The sequence below is a fragment of the Edaphobacter modestus genome (genome assembly GCF_004217555.1).
Taxonomy (GTDB): Bacteria; Acidobacteriota; Terriglobia; order Terriglobales; family Acidobacteriaceae; genus Edaphobacter; species Edaphobacter modestus.
Map to the genome: position 1 here is coordinate 2,259,405 of NZ_SHKW01000001.1, position 24,193 is coordinate 2,283,597.

Sequence of the window (24,193 nt, forward strand, 5' to 3'; positions counted from 1 at the left end):
TCTCGACTGGAACGGTACACCCTCGCGTTGAACCAACCCGCATCACGATCATCAGCTGACGGCGGGTACAAATCTGCTTCAGCTATTATTTCGTCGGGATACCCTAAATCCATGCCGCGCGATCGTCGCCCCTTCTTCATTCTCCCTCTGGCCGCGCTGATTGCCGTCGTTCCTCTCCTCTTTCGCGGCTGCTCCTGCGGGCACGACTACGACTTTCACATCATCAACTGGTTCGAAGCGGCCCGGCAGCTTACTCATGGCACCCTCTACCCGCACTGGGCCTCTACTCCCGCATGGAATGCGGGGGAGCCCCGCTTCGTCTTCTATCCCCCACTCTCCTGGCTCATTGGCGCCGTCCTTGGCCTGGTCATGCCGTGGACCTGGACTCCCATCGCCTACACCTGGATTGCCCTTACAGCCGCCGGGCTCGCTCTCTATTACGCGGTCCGCAGCTATGCATCTCCCAACGCCGCGCTCGTCGCCGCAGCCATCTACCTAACCAATCCCTACATCCTCTACACCGCATACGAGCGCACGGCCTATGCGGAGCTGCTCGCCGCCGCCTGGCTTCCGCTGGCGCTTCACGCCGTACTACAAAAGCGCGTAACGATTCCCGCGGTAGCACTCCCCATCGCTCTGCTCTGGCTCACCAATGCCCCCGCGGCGGTTATGGGCTGCTACGCGATGGCATTCATCGTTCTTATCCGCCTCGCACTTCCCCACAAGAAAGATCGAGGCGGAACTTCAGCCCTCCGCCTGGCCCTGAACTCCACAGCCGGAGCGCTGCTCGGCCTCGGGCTCGCCGCTTTTTATCTTCTGCCTGCAGCGTACGAGCGCCGCTTCGTTCAGATCCACTTCGCCATCCTCCCCGGCCTTCGTCCCTGGGACAACTTCCTCTTCCAGCACACCACCGACCCGGAGCATGATGTAGTCCTCCGAAGCGCCTCCGCCGTCGCTCTGATTCTCATGGCACTCACGGCTCTTGCTCTGGTTTGGATTCGATCAGCATCCATCAGGCACGATGCAGGGGGAACACAGAGCGACTCTTCCGAATACAGCACAGCTCCTCACCAGCTCATTACGCTTGTACTCGTCGCGCTGGCGATCCTGTTCATGCTTACTCCGCTCTCGGAACCGCTCTGGCGATATCTTCCCGAGTTCCGCTTTCTTCAGTTTCCCTGGCGCTTGTTGGCTGTCCTCGGCACCGTCTTCGGCATTGCTCTTGCTCGTGCACTTTCGCGCACTCCCCTTCGTGGCGGACTTACCGCTATCGTCTGCGCGACCGTCTTTGCTCTCCCGAGCTATTACGCCTTGCACGAATTCTGTTATCCGGAGGACACCGTTCCGGAACGTCTAGCTGTCTTCCACTCCGCGAATCCCGGTACCGACCCTACCGACGAATACACCCCGACAACCGCTGACAACGACTCTCTCAGCCAGTCGAATCCTGGCTATTGGCTCGCCAGTTCGCCAGATGCCTCTCCTCCGCCATCCTCGGTACCTGGACCCGCACCACTTCAGCTTGACCTCTCGCCTGCCGCTCCCGCAACGCTCATCCTCAACCTGCGCAATTACCCTGCATGGCAAATCACACGGAACGGCTCGCGCATTTCCATACGTTTGCCTCGCAAAGATGGCCTCATCTCCATTCCGCTGGATGCGGGGCCGGCACATATTAAAATTACCTACGCCATGCTTCCGGATCAGCGGTTCGGCTATCTGCTAACCGCATTTTCCGTGATGCTTTACGCGGTCCTGCTCCTTCGCAATCGCCGCGCAACCCAAACCTACTGAACCGAAACCACGCGCGCGCTGATTTATCATCAGCATCAGATGAACCCTTTCGTACAAGATCTTCTTCGCTCCGGCGCCGAGCTGACCGACGCCGCTCTCGAGCGCCTGCTGCCCTCTCCCGACACTCAGCCCCATTCCATTCACCGGGCCATGCGCCACTCCGTCTTCGCTGGCGGAAAGCGTCTCCGCCCTATCTTGGCGATGGAGGCCGCCCGCATGGTTTCCATCACAGGTGAGATCCCCTCAGGCGCAGCTGATCTCGGCGCAGCCATTGAGATGATTCATACTTACTCCCTCATCCACGATGACCTGCCTGCCCTCGATAACGACGACCTGCGCCGCGGCCAGCCCACCTGCCATGTTGTCTTCGGCGAAGCCATCGCGATCCTCGCCGGCGACGCACTCCAGACGCTCGCGTTTCAGACACTCTCTGCGTTGCCCACTCCGCCCGCCACTACCGTCTCCATCCTTCGTGAAGTATCACTCGCCATCGGCACCGGCGTCGGGCCTAACAGTCCGCTTCCTCCTGGCATGATCGGTGGCCAGGTGGTCGATATCGAATCGGAAGGAAAGCAGCCCACTGCCGAGCTGGTCGAGTCCATCCACCGCGCCAAGACCGGAGCCCTCATCACCACCAGCATCGTCTCGGGCGGCATCTTCGGGCTCGCGCACATCGACCACGACTTTCACGCCGATACCATTGGACGCCTGCGGATCTTCGGCGAAAAAGCCGGTCTCGCCTTCCAGATCGTCGACGACGTTCTCGACGTGACGCAAAGCTCTGAAGAATTGGGCAAGACTGCTGGAAAGGACACCGCAAGCATCAAGGCCACCTGGCCCGCCGTCTTCGGCGTGGACCAGTCTCTGAAGGACGCCGAAGAGCTTATCGCCGACGCGTTCGCCGCCCTCGAACCCTTCGGCAAGGATGCTGAGCACCTGAAGGCGCTGGCGAGCTATCTCGTGGAACGCAAGCACTGATCAAACCGGGCTTCGGCCCACGGCTCTGGAGACGGCAACTCCGGGGGCTCAGCGAAAGCACGAAGTCTAATCCTTATCCTTGGAATGGCTGGTAAACCGGGGCAGAATAAACTCCTGTGCCAGCGCATTGGCCATCCGTCCGGCCGTAGTGACTGCCACACTGGTAAGAGTCTGGCTCGCTCCACGGTCCGCAGGCGGATAGTAGATATTCGAGAGCGAAGCCGAAGCCAGGTCCCCCCCAATGCTTGAGTAGTTGAATCCGTACTTACCGTTATCTCCCCTGCACCAAAAGGGATTCGTGATCGCATGCTTAAAACGGGATTTGTTCGTCCCCGTACCCTGATAGAAATAACGCGGGTCCTGGTGCAGCAACGAGGGAAGAATCGCGCCGCCGATCATGATGTCGGTGACACCACCGGCATACACTGCCCCGAAGCGCTGGCCATAGCCCTTCGCTCCCTGGACAAAGGCGGTATTATCCGACGCCTGGTAGACGCCGGCAAGAAACGCGGCTCCGCCGATAGTGACCGCATCCGTCGATGTCCGGGCAGCAAGCTTGAACTTCAGCTTGGTCGTAAGCGGCACCGTTCTGGGATCGTAGGCCACATAGAAGTTCGGAATGACGCCGAAGACACGTTGCTTCTCTGCAGTCTTTACCTGCTCCGCGGCAAGCTCCTCTATGGAGACCGCGCTCACCGTCGTCTCAACCACGGCGATCGTGATCTTGATCGCCGCAAGATCGAACTCCTCACCCGGTTTCAGGATGATCTCCGGCGAGGTCCAGTCCCCAAAACCCTTCGCACTCACCTTCACGTGCCAGGGAACCGCCGAACGGACATCCTTCAGGGTAAAAAAGCCGTCATCGTTTGTCAGAACGGCAGCTCGACCGCCGGAATCCGCTCCATCGAGCGTCACCGCCGCGCCCGGAACGATATCGCCATTCGCATCGGTTATGGTACCGATAATGCTTCCGGCCTGTGGCTCTGGTGCAGAGACTTGCTGGCACAGCGCATGAATCGATGAAAGAAATAGAAGAGAGATACAAAAAGCCCGAAAGATGCGCATAGTTAAACTGTCTCTAGAGCAGACGAAGCGGCATCCTCGAACGATTCAGGAGTTAAGCGATTCTGAGGGGAAATCAACGTATTTTTTTACAAATGCTCGATATCTGGCCTCACTGCCGACCTACGAGGAGAAAAAAGGGATCAAATAATCGCACTTCCGCACACTCAACCTGCTGCGATGTACTCCTCAGCGGTTACATGGCGGCCCCAAACCACATTCTTCCCGGTCTCATCGGACTCCTGCATCGCCAGATGCACCATGGTATGAGTGGCATCAGCACCATGCCAATGATTTTCGTTCGCTTCAATCACCACCACATCCCCTGAGCGGATCCTCTTCGCCGGTTCTCCCTCCAGTTGGATCCATCCGGTACCGGACGTGACGTGCAGCACCTGTCGAACCGGATGCGTATGCCAGGCGGTCCGTGCGCCGGGAGCATAGGTTACGTAGAGCGCCTGCAACCGCGACAGCCCGCCAGGCTCAACCACCGCATCCATCCATGCATCCCCGGAAAACCACGCCTCCGGAGCCTTCTTGCACCCGCGCTCTCCATTGCCAAAAATCTTCATGCCGCAACTTTAGCATCGATCGCTTACAGAATATTCACCGGCTATCATCAAGTTAGCGATGCTCACCGAATCCGACATTCTTACAGCGCTCCGCGACTGCTACGACCCCACGCTTCCCTGCAATATCATCGATCTGGGCCTCGTCCATGCCATCCAGGTCTCTGCCGATCCCGAAGCTCCCGGCGCTGGAATTCCTGGAGTTCCCCAGAAATATCGCATCCACATCGAATTCTCCCTGACAAATCCCACCGAGGAGACCGAGGCGCAGTTGACCGCGCAGATCAGAAACCGTCTCGCCGGTCTCGAAGAAGCCGGAGAGACGACAGTCGTCTTTGTCAGCCAGCCATCCTGGAATCCCCAACAAATCACTCCCGAAGGCCGCCGCATTCTCGGTCTCGACGGCAACCCCAATCTCGTCCAGATCCGTTAGGTCCTCATGTCTTCGAAGCCCTCCCAAACCAGGGTGCAACCGATCCGCCCTCGCGACCTGCTCAGAGCCACCTCGGTTCCCGTCCACCCGTTCGATCAGATTCACGGAACCGACACCAGCGGTCTCGTACCCGCAAGCGACCTCGTTACCGGGCATCCGAACGACGAGCACGTTACCGCTTATTACGCGGTGGCGCCTTCCATTCTCCGCTCCCTGGTAGAGCGCTGGAACCAGACCAATCCTCCACACCACATCACCGACTACACATTTCTCGACATCGGCGCAGGCAAAGGCAGAGCCGTTCTTCTTGCCAGTGAGCTTCCCTTTCGCCAGGTCGTCGGCGTTGAGCTCAATCCCGCAATGGCTGCCGTAGCTGAGGCCAATGCTGCCCTGTGGCGCCGGGAACATGCCTCTGATCCCACTGCCCCGGCAATCGCGCCGATACGCATCCTTGAGGACGATGCCCTTAACCTGCCGCTGCCTTCCACACCAACCCTTGTCTTCCTCTTCCACCCGTTTGAAGATCCGGTCCTTAAAGCGCTGCTCCGGCGCATCGAGACTGCATTTGCCGACCGCCCGGGAACTGTGGATGTGCTCTACGTAAACGCCGAACACGAAGCCATCCTCAACCGCCATGCTGCCTTCCAGCTGCTCTGGCAGGGCCAGGTTCCCATGAGCCCCGAAGACCACGCCGCCGACCTCGAAGCCATCGCGCAGCAGACTGAGTACGGATCGACCGGCGACGAGCTCTGCGCGATCTATCGCTATGTGGGCCGTAGCCACAAGTCTTAGGAAAACAGCAGAGGCGGATCACAAAGAAAGGGACACCTGCACAGAGCCAGAATGGCTCGTGCAGGTGTCCCTTTGGATCAACAGAAATATCTTGGTTTAGGCGACGACGTCGATGCCCATGGAACGGGCAGTTCCGCGAATTGTCTTCGCGGCAGCCTCGACCGAGGCGGCATTCATATCGGGCATCTTCTGCTTGGCGATCTCGAGAATCTGCTTCTCGGTGACCTTGCCCTTCTTCTCCTTGTTCGGAGTTCCCGATCCCTTCTCGATGCCGGCAGCCTTCAGCAGAAGCACCGGAGCCGGAGGGGTCTTGGTGACGAAGCTGAAGGTACGATCGGCGTAGACCGAGATCACAACCGGAACCGTGAGACCAACCAGCGCCGGGTCCTTGCTTGTGCGCTCGTTGAACTGCTTGCAGAACTCCATGATGTTGACCTGCGCCTGACCAAGCGCAGGGCCGACCGGGGGAGCAGGGGTCGCCTTGCCCGCCACGATCTGAAGCTTGACGTATCCGGTAATCTTCTTCGGTGCCATTCAGGTAAATCCTCTTACGCTTCCAGCGGCGACCTCACGGCCGTCTCGCTTAATTTTGATATTTCCAAACTCACTTGCAGGCGGCAAGACTCACAGCGGCCGCACCAACTACTCGACAACCTTGTCCACTTTCGAGAACTCAATCTCAACCGGGGTGGAACGGCCGAAGATGCTGACCATCACCTTGAGGGTCTGCTTGTCTTCGTTGATCTCATCGACCGCGCCGGTAAAGTTCGCGAACGGACCCTCGTTGATGCGAACCTGTTCGCCCTTGTCGAACTTGATCTTGAGCGTCGGCTTATCCTTCGAAACGTCCGTACGAAAGAGAATCGAGCTGACTTCTTTTTCGGAGAGCGCGACCGGATTGTCTCCCGTTCCAAGAAAGCCGGTAACACGCGGCGTGTTCTTGATCACGTGCCAGAGATCGTTGTCGAGATCCATTTCGATCAGGACGTAGCCGGGAAGGAAGACCCGCTCAATGGTGTATTTCTTTCCGTTGCGCAGCTCTGTTACAGGTTCGGTCGGGATCATGATCCGGCCGATCCTGTTCTGCAGGCCAAAGGCAGTGATGCGGCTCTCCAGCGACTCGCGCACCTTGCGCTCAAAGCCGGAGTAGGCGTGGATGATGTACCACTTAAAACTCTCGTTGACCGGCGGAGCCAGCTGCTCGGCTGGTTGCTCGGAGGACGAGTCGCCACCTGCGTTCAACGCGTCAGGGTTTTGCTCTTCCGGATTCTGCTGCTCTTCCGCCATGGTTGTGCCTTCTTCACGCATCGTGTCTTGTCTCTACATCAAGCCGGTACGCGGCTGAATTCTACTTTGTCGCCGCCCCGAGAACGGCCTCGACGGCTCGCCCGATAACGTTATCCACCAGCCAGAAATACGCCGCGAAGATGAAAACCGTGATGATGACCACAGTTGTCGTCGACTGCACTTCGGCGCGCGACGGCCAGACAACCTTGCGCATCTCGCTGCGCACATCCCTGAGAAAGCTGCTCACGCGCTCAGGCAGCGATTTCAGCTGCTGCATTCCGGCGTTGGTCTGTTCGGCTACCGCTATTGTCTTGGCCATAATGCCGCCTCAAATCTTCGTTTGCTACTTATGCCTTCTAGTGGCCGTTCTACCCTGGTGCTCTCGGGAAGAATGGCGGGGGAGCTCGGATTCGAACCGAGAAGTTCGGTTTTGGAGACCGACAGTTTAACCGTTGAGCTTACTCCCCCGGAAAAGCTGCTAAGTTAGCGTCCACTTCCCGGACAACCTAACAGCCACGGCTAAAATCTGCTTACTTCGTCTCTTTGTGGTCCGTGTGCTTCCTGCAGGTGTTGCAGAACTTTGAGAACTCGAGGCGGCCAGTGGTCGTCTTCTTGTTCTTCGTCGTCGAGTAGTTCCGGTTCTTGCACTCCGGGCACTGGAGGGTAATAATCTCGCGCATTGTGGTGTTCTCCTTCTCATTGGCCAGCCACTTCGACTGGCAAGCAGCTTGTACGGGTTACCCCCGACACGCCGCGACGCAGGGCTTATTGGCCCCTGCTGCCAAATCCTGAGTTGTAAAGCGGAGAGAGGAGCGGTCAGGCCACGCTCATCCGCTTTTTATTATCCCATGAAGTCCCCGATTATGAAACAACTCGGGAAGGGAAAAAGTCTTCGAGAGAAAAGGCGGCGAGCTATGCCCGCCGCCGCAATCTCTGATGATTCAGCGTTACAGCCTACTTGAGGATCTCGGAGATGGTGCCAGCGCCGACGGTGCGTCCGCCTTCGCGGATGGCGAAGCGGAGGCCCTTCTCCATGGCCACCGGGGTGTGCAGCGTGATCTCCAGCTGGATGTTGTCCCCGGGCATCACCATCTCGGTGCCTTCAGGAAGCTTCGCCGAGCCCGTCACGTCCGTCGTCCGGAAGTAGAACTGAGGACGGTAGCCGTTGAAGAACGGGGTGTGACGTCCGCCCTCTTCCTTCGACAACACGTAAACCTCGCCCTTGAACACCGTGTGCGGGGTGATCGAGCCGGGCTTGGCCAACACCATGCCGCGCTCCACATCCTCCTTCGCGATACCGCGAAGCAGAAGACCCGCATTGTCGCCCGCCAGACCCTCGTCCAGCTGCTTCTTGAACATCTCCACGCCCGTCACAACCGTCTTGCGCGTCTCGCGGAACCCTACAATCTCCGCATCCTCGCCAACCTTCACCTTGCCGCGCTCGATACGGCCCGTCACCACCGTGCCGCGACCCGAGATCGAGAAGATGTCCTCGATCGGCATCAGGAACGGAAGATCCACCGCGCGCTCAGGCTGCGGAACATACTTGTCCACCGCATCCATCAGCTCGTCGATCTTGGCCTCCCACTGCGCCTCGCCGTTCAGCGCGCCCAGCGCACTGCCGCGGATGATCGGGGTGTCGTCGCCAGGATAGTCATACTTCGACAGCAGCTCCCGGACCTCCATCTCCACCAGCTCCACCAGCTCCTGGTCCTCGACCGCGTCGCACTTGTTCAGGAACACCACGATGTACGGCACGCCAACCTGGCGCGCAAGCAACACGTGCTCCTTGGTCTGCGGCATCGGGCCGTCGGTGGCGGCGACGACGAGAATCGCCCCGTCCATCTGCGCCGCGCCCGTGATCATGTTCTTGATGTAGTCGGCGTGGCCAGGGCAGTCCACGTGAGCGTAGTGACGCTTCGCCGTCTCGTACTCCACGTGCGAGGTCGCAATCGTAATGCCGCGCTCGCGCTCCTCAGGAGCGTTGTCGATCGTGTCAAACGAACGAAACGAGTTCTTCGGGTTGTGCTTCGACAACACCTTCGTGATCGCCGCCGTCAACGTCGTCTTGCCGTGATCAATGTGTCCAATCGTCCCAATGTTCACATGCGGTTTGGAACGATCAAATTTCTCCTTCGCCATTGCTCTCTCCGTCTCGTAGGGTTGGCCGGCGATCTGCCGGCGGGTTCAAATCAAACTTCCAAAACCGTCTCAGTAATACGCGTACAGCCGGAAGAACCTCTGCCGAAGCTCAGGAGCAACACGCTCCAGGCTGGCCAGATACAGCTCGCGAATCTGCCCCTGGTCACCGTCCGGAAGGCTGGCATATTCGCCTGCCGTCTTCTTCCCGAGAAGACCCTTTTTCAGGACATCCTCGAACTCACGGATGCGAACGCCCTGGCGATCCAGCGACCTGAGAAATTCAGTCACTTTACCAGCCGAGAAAGCTGACTCGATCGATGTCTTCACTGCTCCGAACGCGACAGGGTCTGCGATCGGAAGTACCGGCTGCTCATTCAACGTGCTCAACAAACTCTCCTGCGGCGCACCTTCGAAACTTTGGAGCGGGAGACGGGAATCGAACCCGCGACCAACAGCTTGGAAGGCTGTGACTCTACCACTGAGTTACTCCCGCAACTGCCATCGCAGTGTCCAGTTTCTGGACTAAGTCGACAGCCTAATCTGGAGCTGATGATGGGGCTTGAACCCATGACCTCTCCCTTACCAAGGGAGTGCTCTACCACTGAGCTACATCAGCCTTTTACAACCAACTCAACAATCCTACCGCGAACGCAGCCATCCGAGCGTTACGCGAAAGGCAAAAAAACCTAACAGGAGCCACGTCAGCGACTGAAGCCTGCCTGGATCCATCGTGCGCCAGACCAGAATCGCCACAAATGCCAGGACGGCCAGCGCAACTGCCATTCTTCCGCTGCCGGCAGGGCTGAAGTCCAAAAACGCTCCCCTGTTTCTACAACAAAACCAACTACAACTGCATGAAACTTAGTGGTGCACAGGGGAGGATTCGAACCTCCGTAGCGCGTTGCGCGGCAGATTTACAGTCTGCTGCCATTAACCACTCGGCCACCTGTGCACATCCCTGTCTGACCTTTACCCACACAGCATCCTCAACCCATCAAGCCACCCTCGATCACAAACATCCCGATCGAGCGGGTTCTACTTCCTTGAAGGAGTCTCCGGAGGTCTGCATGGCCAGAACGGCCCGACAGTACAACCAAATCCAATCTCTTCCACGGGCTGAGTGGAAACTGGAGCTGGCGAAGGGACTTGAACCCCCGACCCTCTGATTACAAATCAGATGCTCTACCAGCTGAGCTACGCCAGCCCAAACAGCCTTGTCTTGCCCCCTGTAGCCACCGCTGGCTGACGCACAGCAGTGCCTGCGCAGAGTGCGCCGCAGAGCTAACTTTAGCATAGCAGCCACCGGGCTGCAACGGCAGCAGGAACGCGAGCTTAACCGTTCCCCACAGCTTCAGCCAACGCCATCTGCATCGCCGCCCGTTCCTGCGGAGAGGCAATCCGCACCGAGGCCATGCCGGCAGCAGTCGCAGCGTCGATCCCCATCTGAGCATCCTCAAAGACCAGACAATGTTCCGGCGCAATTCCCAGTCGGTCGGCGGCCAGTAGAAACGGCTCCGGATGCGGCTTGCCGCGCGTGTAATCTCCCGCACAAACCAGCGTCTCGAAGCGATCGAGCAGATTGAGCGTGGTCAGCGATGCCCGAACCGAATCAAGCGTGCTTCCCGAAACCACCGCGAAAGGAATCTCTCCGTGTCGCGCTTCAATGTGCTCAAGGACCTCGGGAACCGGCTTCATCAGTGGCAGATTGGCATAGAACAGCTCCTCTTTCCGCCGTTGCAGATCCTCAAGCGGCATCGACAACCCGTTACGCTGATTCAGTGTGGAGATAATCTCCACTACCGGCATTCCACCCCACTCATAAAACAGCTCTTCGGCAAAATCGCAGTTCCACTCCGCCAGCACGCTCTTCCATGCGACGTAGTGCAGAGGCATCGAGTCGGCAATCGTACCGTCGCAGTCGAACAGATAAGCCTTGAAATCCCCTTCCGGAAGCGTCAACTTCATCAAACGAAATCTCCTTGGCTCTCCCATCGCTGCCGAAAGCCGTACTTATATGATGACAGATCAGGCAAATAGCTTCGCTCAACCGAAGCTGGATGGTCGCCGGGAAGGCGTTGCTTGCGTGATAGCCTTTCCATCGTCCAATTAACCGTAGATCGTTCTTCCGGAGGTGGTTTCCGCATGTCGTCGCTCGGTTCCCGGTTGGCAATCTGCTTCGTTCTTCTGGCTCTGGCCGGAACGCCTTCCCGGGCTCAGAACACCGAAACCCCCAAGTCCACAGAGGGCCCTCTTCCCTCCGCGCCAGCCCATCCCAAGACTCTTACCAACGGCTCCATCATCCGCATGGTGAGTGCGGGCCTCAGCGACGACCTGATCCTTCAGGCGATCGCAGCGCAGCCCGGCCAGTACACCACCGACGCCGACTCTCTGGTCGACCTCAAAGACTCAAATGTCTCCGAGCGGGTCATCACGGCGATGCTCAACAAAGGACGCAAACGCCTCACCCCTGAGACGGCAACCGCCTCCGAAGATCCTCCCCCACCTCAGGTCTCCGAGGTCAGTGAGATCGGCGCCTTCTACAAGGACCGCAACGGTTCCTGGCAGCCGCTCCAGACCGAAGTCGTCCACATCAAGTCCGGCGGCTGGCTCAAGTCGACCGCCACACACGGAATCATCAAGCAGGATCGCAACGGACACCTCAACGGGCGCGAATCGAAGCTACCGCTGCAGGCGCCGATCGAGATCCTCGTTTATGCCCCCACCGGGGTCGACATTGCCGAATATAATTTTCTGCGCTTCCGCATCCACTCCGACAACCGCGAATTTCGCTCGGTGACCGGCGGTGTCTTCCATTCGAGCAGCGGAGCGGAGCGGGATGAAGTTCCTTTCCATCCAGTCCAGGCAGGAGCGCGTACCTGGCGCTTTACGGTCGGCCGTTCCGTCGGAGGCGGCGAATACGGCATTCTTCCGCCAGGGACGGGGAATATCACGAATGGAGGCAAGATCTATACCTTCGCCATCACCGAATAAGTTACGTTGCTCTCTTGCGCCGGACAGAGTAGAAACAGACAGGATGCCTCACTCCCCCCTAGCCCTTTGTCCCGATGCGTAAGCCCACGCGATACTCCCTGCTGCTGGTGGCGGCGCTGATCGTCGCGCTGATCGTGGCCATCGTCCTGCGCAAGGCCGCGCCTCCCGAGGCCGCACGCCTTCTGCCCGAATCGGACGCCATTATCTATGTCAACCTCAAGCCTCTCCGGCTGGCGACCCGCTTCGACCGTACGCCGGTAAGTCGGGCACCTGAGTACCAGCAATTCGTCGACGCAACCGGCATCATGCCCGAGCGCGACCTGGACGCGGCCGCCTTTGCGCTCCACCGCATGGACAATCCCAACGGCCCCAACGGTCCCGTTGGCTACTCCGAGGTCTTCGAGGGACGCTTCGACGGCGAGAAGCTTGCTCACTATCTCGACTCGGTCGCCACTGCGCGCGAGACCTACGCCGGTCACACCATCTACACCGTAGCCATCCACGATGGAGACGTTACCCGGCCTCTGCGCGTCACACAAATCGGATACGACTCCGTCGCCGCATCCAATATGCCCACGGCGGAACAGATTCATTCCATCCTCGACCGTCACCGTTCCGCCGCCTCGCCCTTCTCGGGATCCTCGCTGCTCTCCTCCCGCTATCGTGATGTTCCCTTGCTCTCGAGCGCCTGGGGCATCGGTCACATCGGCCTTCCCTTCTCCGACCGCGGCTACATCAGCGTATTCGGGCTGCAGCTTCCCCTGCCGGAGGACACCACCTTCGTGGCCAGCCTGCGCTATACCGGTTCGCTGCGACTGCGTGTCGAGGAGATCTCGCCCAGCGAGGCTGAGGCTGCCCAGGCCGCGCAAAAGCTCTCCATGCTCCTCGGGCTCTTCCAATCGTTGCAACAGGTGCAGCCTCGTAATCCTGAAGATGCTGCGCTCCTCCGCCTGGTGAGCTCCATCAAGGTGGATCAACACAAGGACCGGGCCGTCCTTACAGCGGCGGTTCCTCTCGAGCTGCTCGAATCGCTCAGAACTACCGGCGGCAATCGTGACACCTTGCCTGCCCCCTCTCGCTGATGGCAACCACTGCGCCGATGAAGATTGCGGGACAATGTGCAGACCTCACGCTGGATGCCGGACCGGCTTTCATCCGACTGGCCTTCGCCCTCGAAGATTCCTCCCTATTGTGACTGCCGCATCGTCTTCTCTGCGCCATAGAGAGCCAGCAGAGGATGCCGCACCACTGCCCTGAACTCATAACGCTCTGTCGCCGGCATTCCGACAAGCTGGGCGGAAAATATCCCGGCCTGAGTCACGGTCTGCAACGGCAGCGCCACCCATGGAGCCGTCCGGGCATGAACATCCTCCCCCTCGATGGACCGGTATTCAAATCCCACCGCGAGCGACTTCGCCCCTCCCATATCGAGCAGCTCGCCCTCGAGCCGATAGCTACCCGAACTCCCATCCCACCGATAGTTCCCCGTCTGTACACGCGGAGGAACCAGCGCCGGCTCCACGTTCGTCATTCGCACCACAATCGGGTTCGGCCACTGCTTGTTGTCCTGCATCCGCTGCGAGCGCATCGTGCGAAGATGCAGGCCATCGCTCTCCATATGGAAGGTCGTCTTCGGTGTCACCTTGGGCGCATACTCCAACACCTCTCCGTTCGCTCCCAGCACACTCACCTCGGTCTTTGCCGTCGCCTTCACCGAGTGCAGCACCAGATCCTTCCACTCGCCCATCTTCCAGGGAGTCGCAGGATCGACGATCGCGTACAGAGCGCTCGAGTCTTTCTTCTTCGTGAACCAGACATCGCCCTCATTGGTGATAATCCACGGTCTTACACTGTAGATCGCCTCCGAGTTCACGAACATCCACAGCGCAATCTCGCGCAACCGCTCCTCCTGCTCGATGGCCAGCTCCCCATTCGGCTTCGGGCCTACGTTCAGCAGAAGATTGCCACCCTTGGCCCGCGTCTCAATCAGCAGCTGGATCAGCTCCCGTCCAGACTTGTAATGATCGTTTTGCGGTTGATACTGCCATGCATCTCCCATCGTGATGCAAGACTCCCACGGCCCATCGAAGGGCATCCCGGGGATCGTCTGTTCCGGAGTCAGCATCGCGCCCCGCGTCACCAGGATCTCCGGTTGCAGCTTCCACGCCAGCTGCCGCAGGCTCGTCGCCTCGCCGTCAAAGAAGAGGACATCCACCGGGCCATAGTGCGTCAGCAGCTCGCGAAGCTGTGCGCTGTCGTACTCCAGAAGCCCGGGATTGTGACTTGGCTGCACCCCGTCCACGCCACGCTGAATGGCCTTGCCGTTCTTGTGCAACCAGTAAAAGTCGTCGGGCGAGAAATACAATCCCGGCGCAATCCCCTGCTCCCGGAACGCCTTCAACACCTCTGCGGTAATGTCGCGGTGGAAGGGCGTATTCATCACATTGAACGGTGTCGTCGCCGTCGCGTACATTCCGAATCCTGAATGATGCTTTGCCGTAAAGACCACGTAGCGCACACCGGCCAGCCTCGCCAGGCGAGCCCACTCGCCTGGGTCGAACCGTACAGGATCGAAGGTCTTCGGAAGCTCGTTGAAGAATCGTTCCGTGTACTCCGGGGAAGCTCCCACCAGCGAGTGGCTGATGGTCACGCCAAGCTGGCTGTCGACACCCCAGTGGATGAACAGACCGAAGCCCTGATCGCGAAACCAATCGACGCGATCTGCCTTGTTGAGGGAGCTGGTGAAGTCCGTATTCTCGCCCGCAATGGGTTTCCCCTGCGCCGCCGCATGCAACGCCGCGACTCCACACGCAACCGCAATCAAACAATTTCGCAGACCGTTCCTCACCATGAAAAGCGCTCTCTTCCTCGAACCAAAGTTCGCCGACAAGCGCAGCTCTGCTTCCTCAGCAGCGAGTCTCTTGCCGGTAAACCATCAATCTAAATGTTTTCACCTGCAATACCCAGTTTTCACACCAAATAGAAAAGGCAGGCCGAAGCCCGCCTCCAATCTGTTCCGTGAAACGAATCCGCTAGCGATCCAGCCCTGCCGCCTTAGCCGGTCCCACCGGAACCGATGCCGCCGGAGCAGGTGCTTCCCCGCCGCCCAGCTCCGCGAGAGTCATCCTCAGATACTTATGCGGATTGACCGGCGTATTGCGGATCCGGACCTCGTAGTGAACATGGTTGCCGGTCACGCGCCCGCTATGCCCCACATATCCGATCACCTCGCCTCGCGTCACCGTCTGGCCCGCCATCACGGCAAAGCCCGACATATGACCGTAGAGGGTCTCAACACCATGACCGTGATCGATCGTCACCTCACGCCCGTAGCCGTTTTCCAGTTGCGCCGACTTCACGACGCCATCTGCAGTCGCCCGGATCGGCGTGCCATTGGAAGCCGAGATGTCGATGCCCTTATGAAACTCGCCCTCGCCATTGCCCAGGACCGGATCTTCGCGTTGTCCAAAGCTGCTCGTGATCGGTCCCATGACAGGCCACAGCGTGGGAGCGAAAGCCGTTGCCTCTTGAGCCAGCGGTGAAAAACCACCGAACAGGCTGGACCCGACGCCATATCCCGGACGATTCATCCCACCCAGCGACCGCGTCGCCGCACCACTTAAAGCCTGGTTCCGTAAAGAGTAGAAGGCATCCACCGACTTGTAATAGCTGTCATCCGTAAGGCTCGCTGTCTCGGTCAAAGGTGCGTTCGCCACGGCCTCGGCAACCGCGGCCGCATGCCGATGTCCCGCTCTGCCTGTCATCCGCCCCATCGGGATAGCCAGTTTGCTCGCCGTCAGGCCATACAAAGCCGAGACTTCGCTCGCCAGCGAACCCAACGATGCCGCCTGAATGTCCTTCTCGTGCGCCGCCTCCTCCAGATGCAGATAGTCTTTCTGCAGCGCATTGTGATCCTGGCGCAACTGATTGAAGCGAGCCGTTTTAATCAGCATCCTGGAGTAGGATCCCGCCAGCCCGGTGATCGTAAACATACCAATCACTGCCGCGGCTACGAAGAGGTACGCATAATGGAGTGGCACCGGAACCTTATTCAGGCTGCCTTCCTCATCGCGGCTCACGAACATGATGTAGTAACGTTTTTTAAGCTTCAATCCATGATCCGGGCTCAGAATCTGGCCGCCAGTGGCGACACGAAAAGCCAGCACCCCACAATCCCGGAAAGCAAATCAAATTCACTAATCGGCATTTTGGAATCACAGACTCTCTTGAGCGTCCCTTTCAGGGTAACAAAGCGGTGATTACCCATGCAACCCAATATCGGCAGATAACGTCTGATGCTGCAAAATTTTGCAACACGCCCTCCGGCCTTTCCTCTAAATAGCACGTTACTCTTTCAAGATGGCCCGTTCCGCGCCCAAACCCCTCGGAGAACTCGCGCTGATCGAACAGATTAGCCGGACCTTCTCCTCTGCAGGCGCTGCACGCAACAAGGCAGTGGCGCTCGGTATCGGAGACGACTGTGCCATCCTTCGTCCTCCCCCCGGACACGAGATCCTCGTCACCACCGACTTCAGCCTCGAGAACCGGCATTTTCGCCGCGACCTTCATCCGCCAGCCTCGGTCGGCCATCGCTGCCTGGCGCGTGGCCTCAGCGACCTCGCCGCCATGGGCGCCGCACCTCTCGCCGCCTTCCTCTCACTCGCCCTTCCCGCCAAAATCCTGCGCACCCGGCGCGGACAGCGATGGGTTCAGGACTTTCTTGCAGGCTTCCACTCTCTGGCTCGGCAACACAACACGCCGCTTGCGGGTGGCGATACCTCCGAATCTCCCGCTGACCTCATCCTCGCGGATATCATCCTCATCGGCTCGGCACCCCGGGGCCGCTCGCTCCGCCGTTCCGACGCGCATCCCGACGACGCTCTTTACGTGACCGGTTCACTCGGCGGCGCGCATGCCGAGCTCTCGGCACTCCTCAAGAGGACGCATCGCTCGCGCTCCACTGCCTCCGACAGTCATCCTCATCTCTATCCCCAGCCGCGCCTCGCCGTGGGTTCCGTGCTTCTACGTCGCCACCTTGCCACAGCCGCCATCGATCTCAGCGACGGCCTCTCCACGGACCTTACGCATCTCTGCGAATCCTCCGGGCTCCGTGCCGAGATCGATTCCTCCGCGCTTCCCCTTCACTCCCTTACCGCCAAACTCTCCCGCCAGGATGCACTCCACGCTGCGGTGCATGGCGGCGAAGACTATGAACTCCTCTTCGCCGCGCCAACAGCCATGCGCATTCCGCGCAAGATCGCCGATGTTCCCATCACCCGCATCGGTACCCTTCACCCTCCACGCGCCGGCAAACCGCTCATCACCCTCCATCATGGCGGCGACATTTCCTCTGAGCTCAAACCCGCCGGCTGGCAGCATTTCTCGTCCTAGCGAACCCGGCTTCTATCGCTGCGCATCCCCGTACAATCAACGCATGCGCGAAGCAACAAAGATCATTCGTTCCACCCTCACCCGCGCCGCGGCTGGTGAGCCTCTCCACCCCGGCCCTGTCTTTGCCGCTCCTTACCATGCGCCTGGCGACCCTTCGGGCATTCCTTACACCTACGCCCGCTCGCATAACCCCACCTGGACGCATCTGGAGAAGGCCATCGGCCAGATGGAGTCCTCGGAAGGCTACCGCGCCACTGCTTTGGTCTTCGCCTCCGGCATGGCCGCCTGCACCGCTGTCTTCGGGGCAATCCTGCGCCCCGGCGACGTCATCGTGCTGCCCTCGAACGCCTACTATGCCGCTCGGGTGCTCGCCCAGGAATACTTCGCCCACATGGGCGTCCAGATCCGTCTCGCTCCCACCGCCGGCAACGCCCAGACCGAGCATCTCGATGGAGCGAAGCTGCTCTGGATCGAGACTCCCAGCAATCCCACCATGGATGTCTGCGACATTGCCGCGCTCTCAGAGGCCGCGCATCGCGCCGGTGCGCTGGTCGCGGTCGACAACACCACGCCCACTCCTCTCGGCCAGCTTCCCCTTGCTCTTGGCGCCGACTTCTCTGTCGCCTCCGATACCAAGGCGATGACCGGCCACAGCGACATCCTCCTCGGTCACGTCGCCGTCCGCGATCTCGAACTCCGCCAGAAGATCGACCAGTGGCGCACCCTTACCGGCGGTGTCCTCGGCCCCATGGAGGCATGGCTCGCACTCCGCTCCATCGCCACCCTTCCCCTGCGTCTCGAACGCTCGTGCCAGAACGCGCAGCGCATCGCGGAGTTCCTCATCACTCGTCCCGAAGTCCAGCAGGTTCTCTACCCCGGTCTCCCCTCTCATCCCGGACATGCGATCGCGCGGCGGCAGATGCAGTACTTCGGCCCGGTGCTCAGCTTCATCCTTCGCGACAAGACCGCCGCCGAAGCCTTTCTCGCCCAATCGAAGCTCTTCACCGATGCCACCAGCTTCGGCGGCGTCACCTCATCCGCCGAGCGTCGCGCACGCTGGGGAGGCGACCAGATCGCTGACGGCTTCATCCGCCTCAGCGCTGGATGCGAGGACATCGACGATCTCCTCGAAGACATCGCCCAGGCTCTGGACGCAACCCGATGAGCACCCCGGAATCAGCGACCGTAGCCTTCCCACACAACTGGACCGCCGACCTGCTCAAAACGCTGCCAATGATTGCACCGGCCCGCCAGTTCACTTACCCCCGCCAGATTGCGGGCGAAGAAGATACGCTCGCCCGAGGCGCACTTCTCCTCATGGTCCGTCCGCCCGCGGGAGGATCCTTCCTCGCCACCTGCGCCCTCGGCTTCACCGACCCTTCCGTACCGAGTGGCCTCTTCCCCTGTCCCAACCCCGATGAACTCTGCGCCGTCGCTGGAGGCTACGCCTACATCATCGATACGCTGCAGCCGGAACGCTCTACCCACATTCCGCTCAAGCCCGTCGTCGAGGTACTGCCCGTCCCCTCGCACCATCTGCTCGTGTTCACAGGCTTCCACACCATCTACGCCTGGGGCGCGAACGGTCAGGCCTGGCACACCCAGCGCCTCAGTTGGGAGGGCATTCGCATCACCGGCATCGAAGGGGATGCCCTTCACGGAACAGGGTGGAACATGCTCACCGATCAAGACGTCCCCTTCACCGTCGACCTCCGCAACGGCCAACATCAAGGCGGAGGCTTCTCCTAATCTGCTTCTGCCTTTTGAAGCGTCCTAATCTGCTTCTGTCTTTTGAAGTGTCATTCTCTGCTTATGCCTTTTGAAGCGTCGTTCTGAGCGCAGCGAAGAATCTCAGTAGTTCCCCCGCAGCGCCACAACTCACTCCTCCACCCGCACCGCAAAAAAACTCAGCGCCGCATCGCCCTGCTTCAAAACTCGCACCCGCTCCAGGACACCGTACCGCTCTTTAAGCTCCTCCTTCGAGCGGTGCTCCGCGATCACCCTCGCATTCTCGGCAAGGCAGCTCATCCCGGCGCGGGAACCCAGAAAACCAAGCGTACGCTCATACTCCTTCTCCGCTTCGTAGGGCGGATCGAGAAATACCAGGTCCGCCTTTTCACCGCGCCGTGCCAGCTCTTCCAACAGTACATCCGCTCCCCGTCCCTCGATTCCGTAACCGCCCGTAATCTTCAACGTCGCAAGGTTCTCGCGAATCGCCTTCACTGCCGCAGGCGCGTTCTCGGCAAACCACACAAACTCCGCACCGCGACTGATCGCCTCGATTCCTACTGCACCCGACCCTGCATAAAGATCCACAAACCGCGCTCCTTCCACACGCTGCGCCATTACGTTGAACAGCGTCTCCCGCAGCCGATCGCTGGTCGGCCTCGTCTTTATTCCCTTCGGCGCCAAAAGCGGCCGTGACCGAAATCTTCCTGCGATGACGCGCATCTCTCCCCCTGCCCTCAAAGCCAGCGCTTACAATGATAAGCATGAGAGCGTGGTCCTTCTCGATCGGCAGACTTCTCGGCGTGGAGATACGAATCCATACCTTCTTCCTTCTGCTGCTCGGTCTCTCCATCAGCTACTCGTCGGTCTCTGGCTCCACAGGCATTCGCGGCTTCGCTCTCTGGCTGCTTTTGCTCCTCGCAGTCGTCGTTCGCGAGATTGCCCGTGCCCTTGCCGCCGCCTGGTACAACCTCGATCTCCGCAGCATCCTTCTTCTGCCCACCGGCGGTCTCCAGCAGTACGCCACGCACGAGGCCACGGAACGAGCAGCAACACCCGCCATTGGCAAGCGCCTGGGGCTCGTCGGCCCCCTCTCCAATCTCCTCTTCGGACTCTTCCTCGGGGCCGTCGTCCTGACCGTCGCGCCCGAGATCAATCTCTTCGAGAGGCCCTGGCTCACGCCTGCACATCTTCTTCGCGCCTTCATCTGGGTTAACCTCCTGCTTGCCGCGGTCAATCTTCTTCCGGCTGCTCCGCTCGATGGCGGCCGCATCTTCCGTGGCGAATTCTCCCGCAGCCACGGCGCACTTAAAGGAACCCGCACCGCAGTAGGACTGGGCCAGATCATTGGAATCCTCCTTGCGATCGCCGGCTGCATTCTGCCCAACATGTGGCTCATCATGATCGGCGGCTTCGTCTTCATCGGCTCTCACATGGACGATTCGAACCTTCTGCTGCACTCCGAGAACGACCCCGTGCTGATGCGCGACGTCATGCTGACCGACTACAGCACACTCTCGGCCTCGGACACCCTCGAGGATGCGCTGCAGCGGTCCGTACACACCCTGCAGGACGTCTTCCCCGTCGTGCGGGGCAGCAACCTCGTCGGTGCAGTCTCCCGCCAGGGCATCGTCGAAGCGCTTCAATCCGAGGGCAATGGATACGTCCAGGGCGTGATGACCCGCTCCTTCCAGATCGCCCAGTCCGACGACTCGCTCGTCAAGACGCTGCGCCGGATCATGGCGGGGCAGGGAGCGCAGCTCGTTCCCATCCTCGAAGGCAATCGCATCGTCGGGATCATTACCCCACAGAACCTCGCCCACTCCATGGGCCTGCTCAACGCCCGCCGCCGTCTTCGCCAGCAGGAGCGCACCGACTAGAGCGCGAGGATTAGAACGCAACTCTCGACCCCAGGCCTGCACCGAAAGAGAGTAGCCACGGGACAGGGTGCCCCATCTTCGCGACAGCTTTATCGTCGCTAAGGTGGGTCTTCGAGCCAAGCTCGAACCAGAGCATTCCCGGATGCGAGATGATAAAGGAACGCCGATGTCACCCAATCCGGATCACGACCCACCCCTCGCTCCCGGCCTCTATCTTGTAGCCACTCCGATCGGCAACCTCGAAGACATCACCCTTCGGGCGCTGCGCATCCTCGGCTCCGCCGATCGCATCGCCTGCGAAGACACCCGCCAGACCCAGAAGCTCCTCAACCACTTCGGCATCTCCACCCCCACCGTCAGCTATCACCTGCACAACGAGGGCCCGCGAGCCGAAGAACTTCTCCTGCAACTGAAGCAGGGCTCACGCATTGCGGTCGTCTCCGATGCCGGAACACCGGGCATCGCCGATCCCGGTCACGAGCTCGTCACCGCAGCCATCGCAGCCGGAATTACTGTCTATCCCATCCCGGGAGCAAACGCCGCCATCAGCGCACTCATCTCGAGCGGTCTCTCTACCGAGCAGTTCACCTTCCACGGCTTTCTCCCCGCCAAAGAGGGCCAGCGTCGGACCGCACTCGAACAGCTTCCACGTGACCACGCGACTCACATCTTCTACGAGGCCCCACATCGCATTCTGGACACCCTCGCCGACATCGAATCCATCTTCGGCTCCACTCAGTCCGTCGTGATCGGCCGCGAGCTCACCAAGCTCCACGAAGAGTTCCTCCGCGGAACAGTCAGCGATCTCCGAACACAGTTGAGCGTCCGCGCATCGGTTCGTGGCGAGATCGTCCTGCTCTTCTCCCCCTCGCAGAACGAATCCGCCCCGCCTTCACGCAGCATTGCCGCTGAAGTCGCAGCGCTTATGCAATCTGAATCTCTCTCCGAAAAAGACGCTCTCAAGCGAGTAGCCCGCGACCGAGGCATCGGAAAAAGCGAAGCCTACCGCGAGCTGCAACGCGAGCAGAATCGCAAACGTTAGCGTCTGTTTTTACCAGCTTTCCCACTCAAGACCTCCCTTGCCTGTCTCGTGCCGGACGGTGTATCTGTCACAGCGGGGACGGGAGCCATGAGAAAAATTCGTTATGCGGTCGCAATGAGTCTCGATGGTTATGTCGCAGGTCCGAACGGTGAAGCGGATTGGATCGTGATGGATCCTGAGATCAATTTCTCCGAGCTATGGGCACAGTTCGATACCTTGCTCATGGGTCGCCGCACCTACGAGACCGCCATTGCGGGGCTCGGTAAGACATTCCTTAAAGGAACGAAAATAATCGTCGTCTCCCGCGAGTTACGACAATCGGATCACCCTGAAATCACGATCATCAACGAATTGAATCGAGACTGTATCCAAACGTTACGCTCGCAAAATGGCAAGGATATCTGGCTGTTTGGCGGCGGCAGGCTCTTTCGTTCCATGCTGGAGATACAGGAAGTCGATACCGTGGAGGTCAGCGTCGTGCCGGTGTTACTCGGTGGAGGAGTGTCGTTCCTACCTCCTCCCACACAGCAAACCAGGCTAAGGTTGTCCGGCCACAAGGCTTATGGTTCAGGGCTGGTCTCTTTGACCTATGATGTGCAACGCTAAGCGGGAAAGTCGAGGGAATGGGATGCTTTACTTCCGCCCCTTCACCCGGTCGTACTGATACACGTCGCTCGTAGTTCCAAGAGACTCGTTATAGAGGCTCGTCGCCCCCAAGGCCTCTTTCAGCTCTTCGCTGAACTCGTGCAGCGAGCGCAGATGATCCGCCGTGGCCGGAATCTCCACCTTGCTCGTCTTGAAGAACTTCTGGTAGCCGCGATCCACCAGACGTGCAATCTCGCCGTTCAGCAGAACTCCCGGCCGCGAAAGAATCTCCGGCGTCCCATCTGGAGCGGCAGCAATCTCGGCCGCACACCCATACTTCCTTACCTGGAACGCGTTAGGCGTCCGCTTTGCACCGTCCTGCGCCGGTGCCACATCAAATCGCTGACTGCCAAGAACGGAGAGGACATCATTGAAGCTGCGCTGCGGGGACTTTTTCGCCATAAGGGCCATCATTTAGACTCGAAGTTAACTGTCGCATATCCGGGGGCATGCTTCAATCTGCGATTGCGCAACGTACTGGGAAACCATGATTACCACCGTCAAACCGCTCGGCTCGACCATCCTCGAACGCATCGGCAACACGCCGCTGATCCGTATCGATGGCGTCACCGCGCACCTCGGTGACGCGGCTTCAGGCATCCAGATCCTCGGCAAGGCCGAGTGGGCCAACCCCGGCGGCTCCGTCAAGGACCGCGCCGCCTCCTCCATCGTGACGGACGCCCTCAAGCGCGGCCTCATCGGCAGCGCCCGCGGCTCGAATCCGGCGAAAGGCCTTCTCGATGCCACCAGCGGAAACACCGGCATCGCCTATGCCATGCTCGGTGCCGCGCTCGGCTTCCCCGTCACACTCTGCATGCCGTCCAACGTCTCCCCCGAACGAAAAAAATATCTCGCAGCCTATGGTGCGAATATCGTCTGGACCAGCCCCGCCGACGGCTCCGACGGAGCCATCCGCAAAGCGCGCGAACTCGCAGCCGCCGAACCCGACCGTTACTTCTACGCCGACCAGTACTCCAATGACGAGAACTGGCGCGCCCACTACCGCACCACTGCAAACGAAATCTGGCAGCAGACCGACGGTCAGATCACGCACTTCGTCGCCGGCCTCGGAACCTCCGGCACCTTCATGGGAACCACCCGCCGCCTTCGCGAGCTGAACCCTGCCATCCGCTGTATCTCCATGCAGCCCGACTCCGCCTTCAACGGACTCGAGGGCCTCAAGCACATGGCGACGGCCATCGTTCCCCGTATCTACGACTCCGCCCTCGCCGACGCCAACATCGACATGGACACTGAGGTCGCCTACCGAATAGCCCGCACGCTCGGCCGCAATCACGGCCTGCTTGTAGGCATCTCCGCCGCCGGAGCAGTCGCGGCCGCTGTCCAGGTCGCCGAACAGGAGGCCCGTGCAGGTCGCGAAGCCATCATCGTCACTATTCTTCCCGACTCAGCAGAGAAGTACATGAGCGACCGTTTCTGGCAGGAGCAGGACTAAACA

27 protein-coding genes and 5 tRNA genes are annotated in these 24,193 nt (G+C 59.9%); 13 read left to right on the forward strand and 19 right to left on the reverse strand.

All coding sequences use genetic code 11. From position 1 onward, the window contains the following. Positions 1 to 111: 111 nt before the first annotated feature. Together BDD14_RS09425 and BDD14_RS09430 are read left to right on the forward strand one after the other, a co-directional pair. A complete protein-coding gene (locus tag BDD14_RS09425) occupies positions 112 to 1,794 on the forward strand; it encodes a hypothetical protein (protein WP_130418583.1) in 1,683 nt (560 codons plus the stop codon). A 39-nt stretch (positions 1,795 to 1,833) separates the two neighbouring features. Beyond that, a complete protein-coding gene (locus tag BDD14_RS09430) occupies positions 1,834 to 2,772 on the forward strand; it encodes a polyprenyl synthetase family protein (RefSeq protein WP_130418584.1) in 939 nt (312 codons plus the stop codon). 66 nt (positions 2,773 to 2,838) lie between these two features. Here the strand turns inward: BDD14_RS09430 and BDD14_RS09435 are convergent, their stop codons facing one another. Together BDD14_RS09435 and BDD14_RS09440 are read right to left on the reverse strand one after the other, a co-directional pair. Then, positions 2,839 to 3,837: a carboxypeptidase-like regulatory domain-containing protein gene (locus tag BDD14_RS09435; protein WP_130418585.1), complete on the reverse strand. Its 999-nt coding sequence runs from the start codon at positions 3,835 to 3,837 to the stop codon at positions 2,839 to 2,841. 164 nt (positions 3,838 to 4,001) lie between these two features. Next, positions 4,002 to 4,406, reverse strand: coding sequence for a (R)-mandelonitrile lyase (locus BDD14_RS09440; protein WP_130418586.1), 405 nt, complete (start codon positions 4,404 to 4,406; stop codon positions 4,002 to 4,004). Between the two features lie 58 nt (positions 4,407 to 4,464). Between BDD14_RS09440 and BDD14_RS09445 the strand changes: the two genes are divergently transcribed. Together BDD14_RS09445 and BDD14_RS09450 are read left to right on the forward strand one after the other, a co-directional pair. Next, positions 4,465 to 4,836, forward strand: a complete 372-nt coding sequence (locus tag BDD14_RS09445) for a metal-sulfur cluster assembly factor (RefSeq protein ID WP_130418587.1) — start codon at positions 4,465 to 4,467, stop codon at positions 4,834 to 4,836. A 6-nt stretch (positions 4,837 to 4,842) separates the two neighbouring features. Further along, a complete protein-coding gene (locus tag BDD14_RS09450) occupies positions 4,843 to 5,628 on the forward strand; it encodes a class I SAM-dependent methyltransferase (RefSeq protein WP_130418588.1) in 786 nt (261 codons plus the stop codon). A gap of 96 nt (positions 5,629 to 5,724) precedes the next feature. Here BDD14_RS09450 and rplK read toward each other — a convergent pair whose 3' ends face one another. From rplK to BDD14_RS09510, 13 genes are all read right to left on the reverse strand, one after another. Continuing rightward, complete coding sequence (gene rplK, locus BDD14_RS09455; protein ID WP_130418589.1) at positions 5,725 to 6,162, reverse strand: 50S ribosomal protein L11; 438 nt, start codon at positions 6,160 to 6,162, stop codon at positions 5,725 to 5,727. 108 nt (positions 6,163 to 6,270) lie between these two features. Then, a complete protein-coding gene (nusG, locus tag BDD14_RS09460) occupies positions 6,271 to 6,936 on the reverse strand; it encodes a transcription termination/antitermination protein NusG (protein WP_130418590.1) in 666 nt (221 codons plus the stop codon). A gap of 40 nt (positions 6,937 to 6,976) precedes the next feature. After that, a complete protein-coding gene (gene secE, locus BDD14_RS09465; protein WP_130418591.1) occupies positions 6,977 to 7,234 on the reverse strand; it encodes a preprotein translocase subunit SecE in 258 nt (85 codons plus the stop codon). Between the two features lie 73 nt (positions 7,235 to 7,307). Then, positions 7,308 to 7,383 (reverse strand) — tRNA-Trp (locus BDD14_RS09470). Between the two features lie 62 nt (positions 7,384 to 7,445). Then, on the reverse strand, positions 7,446 to 7,595 hold the full coding sequence (gene rpmG / locus BDD14_RS09475; protein ID WP_013579310.1) for a 50S ribosomal protein L33: 150 nt from the start codon (positions 7,593 to 7,595) through the stop codon (positions 7,446 to 7,448). A gap of 274 nt (positions 7,596 to 7,869) precedes the next feature. Next, the gene (gene tuf / locus BDD14_RS09480) at positions 7,870 to 9,057 is read right to left on the reverse strand and encodes an elongation factor Tu (RefSeq protein ID WP_130418592.1); all 1,188 of its coding nucleotides are present in this window, start codon (positions 9,055 to 9,057) and stop codon (positions 7,870 to 7,872) included. 69 nt (positions 9,058 to 9,126) lie between these two features. Then, complete coding sequence (locus BDD14_RS09485; protein WP_130418593.1) at positions 9,127 to 9,444, reverse strand: hypothetical protein; 318 nt, start codon at positions 9,442 to 9,444, stop codon at positions 9,127 to 9,129. 31 nt (positions 9,445 to 9,475) lie between these two features. Next, positions 9,476 to 9,550 (reverse strand) — tRNA-Gly (locus BDD14_RS09490). Between the two features lie 48 nt (positions 9,551 to 9,598). Next, a tRNA-Thr gene (locus BDD14_RS09495) sits at positions 9,599 to 9,673 on the reverse strand. 23 nt (positions 9,674 to 9,696) lie between these two features. Beyond that, entirely contained in the window at positions 9,697 to 9,870 is a 174-nt protein-coding gene (locus tag BDD14_RS31715) for a hypothetical protein (RefSeq protein ID WP_165419817.1), read from the reverse strand. A 52-nt stretch (positions 9,871 to 9,922) separates the two neighbouring features. Next, positions 9,923 to 10,009: transfer RNA gene (locus BDD14_RS09500), tRNA-Tyr, on the reverse strand. Between the two features lie 176 nt (positions 10,010 to 10,185). Continuing rightward, positions 10,186 to 10,261 (reverse strand) — tRNA-Thr (locus tag BDD14_RS09505). 128 nt (positions 10,262 to 10,389) lie between these two features. Continuing rightward, complete coding sequence (locus BDD14_RS09510; protein ID WP_130418594.1) at positions 10,390 to 11,022, reverse strand: HAD family hydrolase; 633 nt, start codon at positions 11,020 to 11,022, stop codon at positions 10,390 to 10,392. Positions 11,023 to 11,199: 177 nt separating this feature from the next. Here BDD14_RS09510 and BDD14_RS09515 point away from each other — a divergent pair, with 177 nt between their 5' ends. Both BDD14_RS09515 and BDD14_RS09520 read left to right on the forward strand, forming a co-directional pair. Beyond that, a complete protein-coding gene (locus BDD14_RS09515; protein ID WP_130418595.1) occupies positions 11,200 to 12,048 on the forward strand; it encodes a hypothetical protein in 849 nt (282 codons plus the stop codon). Between the two features lie 74 nt (positions 12,049 to 12,122). Beyond that, positions 12,123 to 13,130 carry a hypothetical protein gene (locus BDD14_RS09520; protein ID WP_130418596.1) on the forward strand — a complete coding sequence of 336 codons (1,008 nt, stop codon included), beginning with the start codon at positions 12,123 to 12,125 and terminating at the stop codon, positions 13,128 to 13,130. 104 nt (positions 13,131 to 13,234) lie between these two features. Here BDD14_RS09520 and BDD14_RS09525 read toward each other — a convergent pair whose 3' ends face one another. After that, positions 13,235 to 14,899, reverse strand: a complete 1,665-nt coding sequence (locus BDD14_RS09525; protein ID WP_130418597.1) for an alpha-L-fucosidase — start codon at positions 14,897 to 14,899, stop codon at positions 13,235 to 13,237. Between the two features lie 181 nt (positions 14,900 to 15,080). Next, positions 15,081 to 16,133 carry a M23 family metallopeptidase gene (locus BDD14_RS09530; protein WP_130422915.1) on the reverse strand — a complete coding sequence of 351 codons (1,053 nt, stop codon included), beginning with the start codon at positions 16,131 to 16,133 and terminating at the stop codon, positions 15,081 to 15,083. A 274-nt stretch (positions 16,134 to 16,407) separates the two neighbouring features. Here BDD14_RS09530 and thiL point away from each other — a divergent pair, with 274 nt between their 5' ends. From thiL to BDD14_RS09545, 3 genes are read left to right on the forward strand one after another with little or no spacing between them, the layout of a single operon-like run. Then, complete coding sequence (gene thiL / locus BDD14_RS09535) at positions 16,408 to 17,439, forward strand: thiamine-phosphate kinase (protein ID WP_130418598.1); 1,032 nt, start codon at positions 16,408 to 16,410, stop codon at positions 17,437 to 17,439. 43 nt (positions 17,440 to 17,482) lie between these two features. Further along, the gene (locus BDD14_RS09540; RefSeq protein ID WP_130418599.1) at positions 17,483 to 18,604 is read left to right on the forward strand and encodes a cystathionine gamma-lyase; all 1,122 of its coding nucleotides are present in this window, start codon (positions 17,483 to 17,485) and stop codon (positions 18,602 to 18,604) included. Then, complete coding sequence (locus tag BDD14_RS09545) at positions 18,601 to 19,188, forward strand: hypothetical protein (protein WP_130418600.1); 588 nt, start codon at positions 18,601 to 18,603, stop codon at positions 19,186 to 19,188. Before BDD14_RS09540 ends, BDD14_RS09545 begins: the two co-directional genes overlap by 4 nt. 129 nt (positions 19,189 to 19,317) lie before the next feature. On the opposite strand, the gene rsmD is transcribed toward BDD14_RS09545, so the two are convergent. Further along, complete coding sequence (gene rsmD / locus BDD14_RS09550) at positions 19,318 to 19,890, reverse strand: 16S rRNA (guanine(966)-N(2))-methyltransferase RsmD (RefSeq protein ID WP_130418601.1); 573 nt, start codon at positions 19,888 to 19,890, stop codon at positions 19,318 to 19,320. A gap of 41 nt (positions 19,891 to 19,931) precedes the next feature. On the opposite strand from rsmD, the gene BDD14_RS09555 reads away from it, so the two are divergent. The 3 genes from BDD14_RS09555 (at position 19,932) to BDD14_RS09565 (ending at position 22,695) form a co-directional block, all read left to right on the forward strand. Then, positions 19,932 to 21,047 (forward strand): CBS domain-containing protein, encoded by a 1,116-nt coding sequence (locus BDD14_RS09555; RefSeq protein ID WP_130418602.1) that lies wholly within the window; start codon positions 19,932 to 19,934, stop codon positions 21,045 to 21,047. A 166-nt stretch (positions 21,048 to 21,213) separates the two neighbouring features. Next, positions 21,214 to 22,089 (forward strand): 16S rRNA (cytidine(1402)-2'-O)-methyltransferase, encoded by an 876-nt coding sequence (rsmI, locus tag BDD14_RS09560; protein ID WP_130418603.1) that lies wholly within the window; start codon positions 21,214 to 21,216, stop codon positions 22,087 to 22,089. A gap of 87 nt (positions 22,090 to 22,176) precedes the next feature. Beyond that, the gene (locus BDD14_RS09565; RefSeq protein ID WP_130418604.1) at positions 22,177 to 22,695 is read left to right on the forward strand and encodes a dihydrofolate reductase family protein; all 519 of its coding nucleotides are present in this window, start codon (positions 22,177 to 22,179) and stop codon (positions 22,693 to 22,695) included. A 27-nt stretch (positions 22,696 to 22,722) separates the two neighbouring features. On the opposite strand, the gene BDD14_RS09570 is transcribed toward BDD14_RS09565, so the two are convergent. Next, entirely contained in the window at positions 22,723 to 23,136 is a 414-nt protein-coding gene (locus BDD14_RS09570) for a hypothetical protein (protein ID WP_130418605.1), read from the reverse strand. Between the two features lie 85 nt (positions 23,137 to 23,221). Between BDD14_RS09570 and BDD14_RS09575 the strand changes: the two genes are divergently transcribed. Beyond that, positions 23,222 to 24,190 carry a PLP-dependent cysteine synthase family protein gene (locus BDD14_RS09575; protein ID WP_130418606.1) on the forward strand — a complete coding sequence of 323 codons (969 nt, stop codon included), beginning with the start codon at positions 23,222 to 23,224 and terminating at the stop codon, positions 24,188 to 24,190. Positions 24,191 to 24,193: the final 3 nt, after the last annotated feature.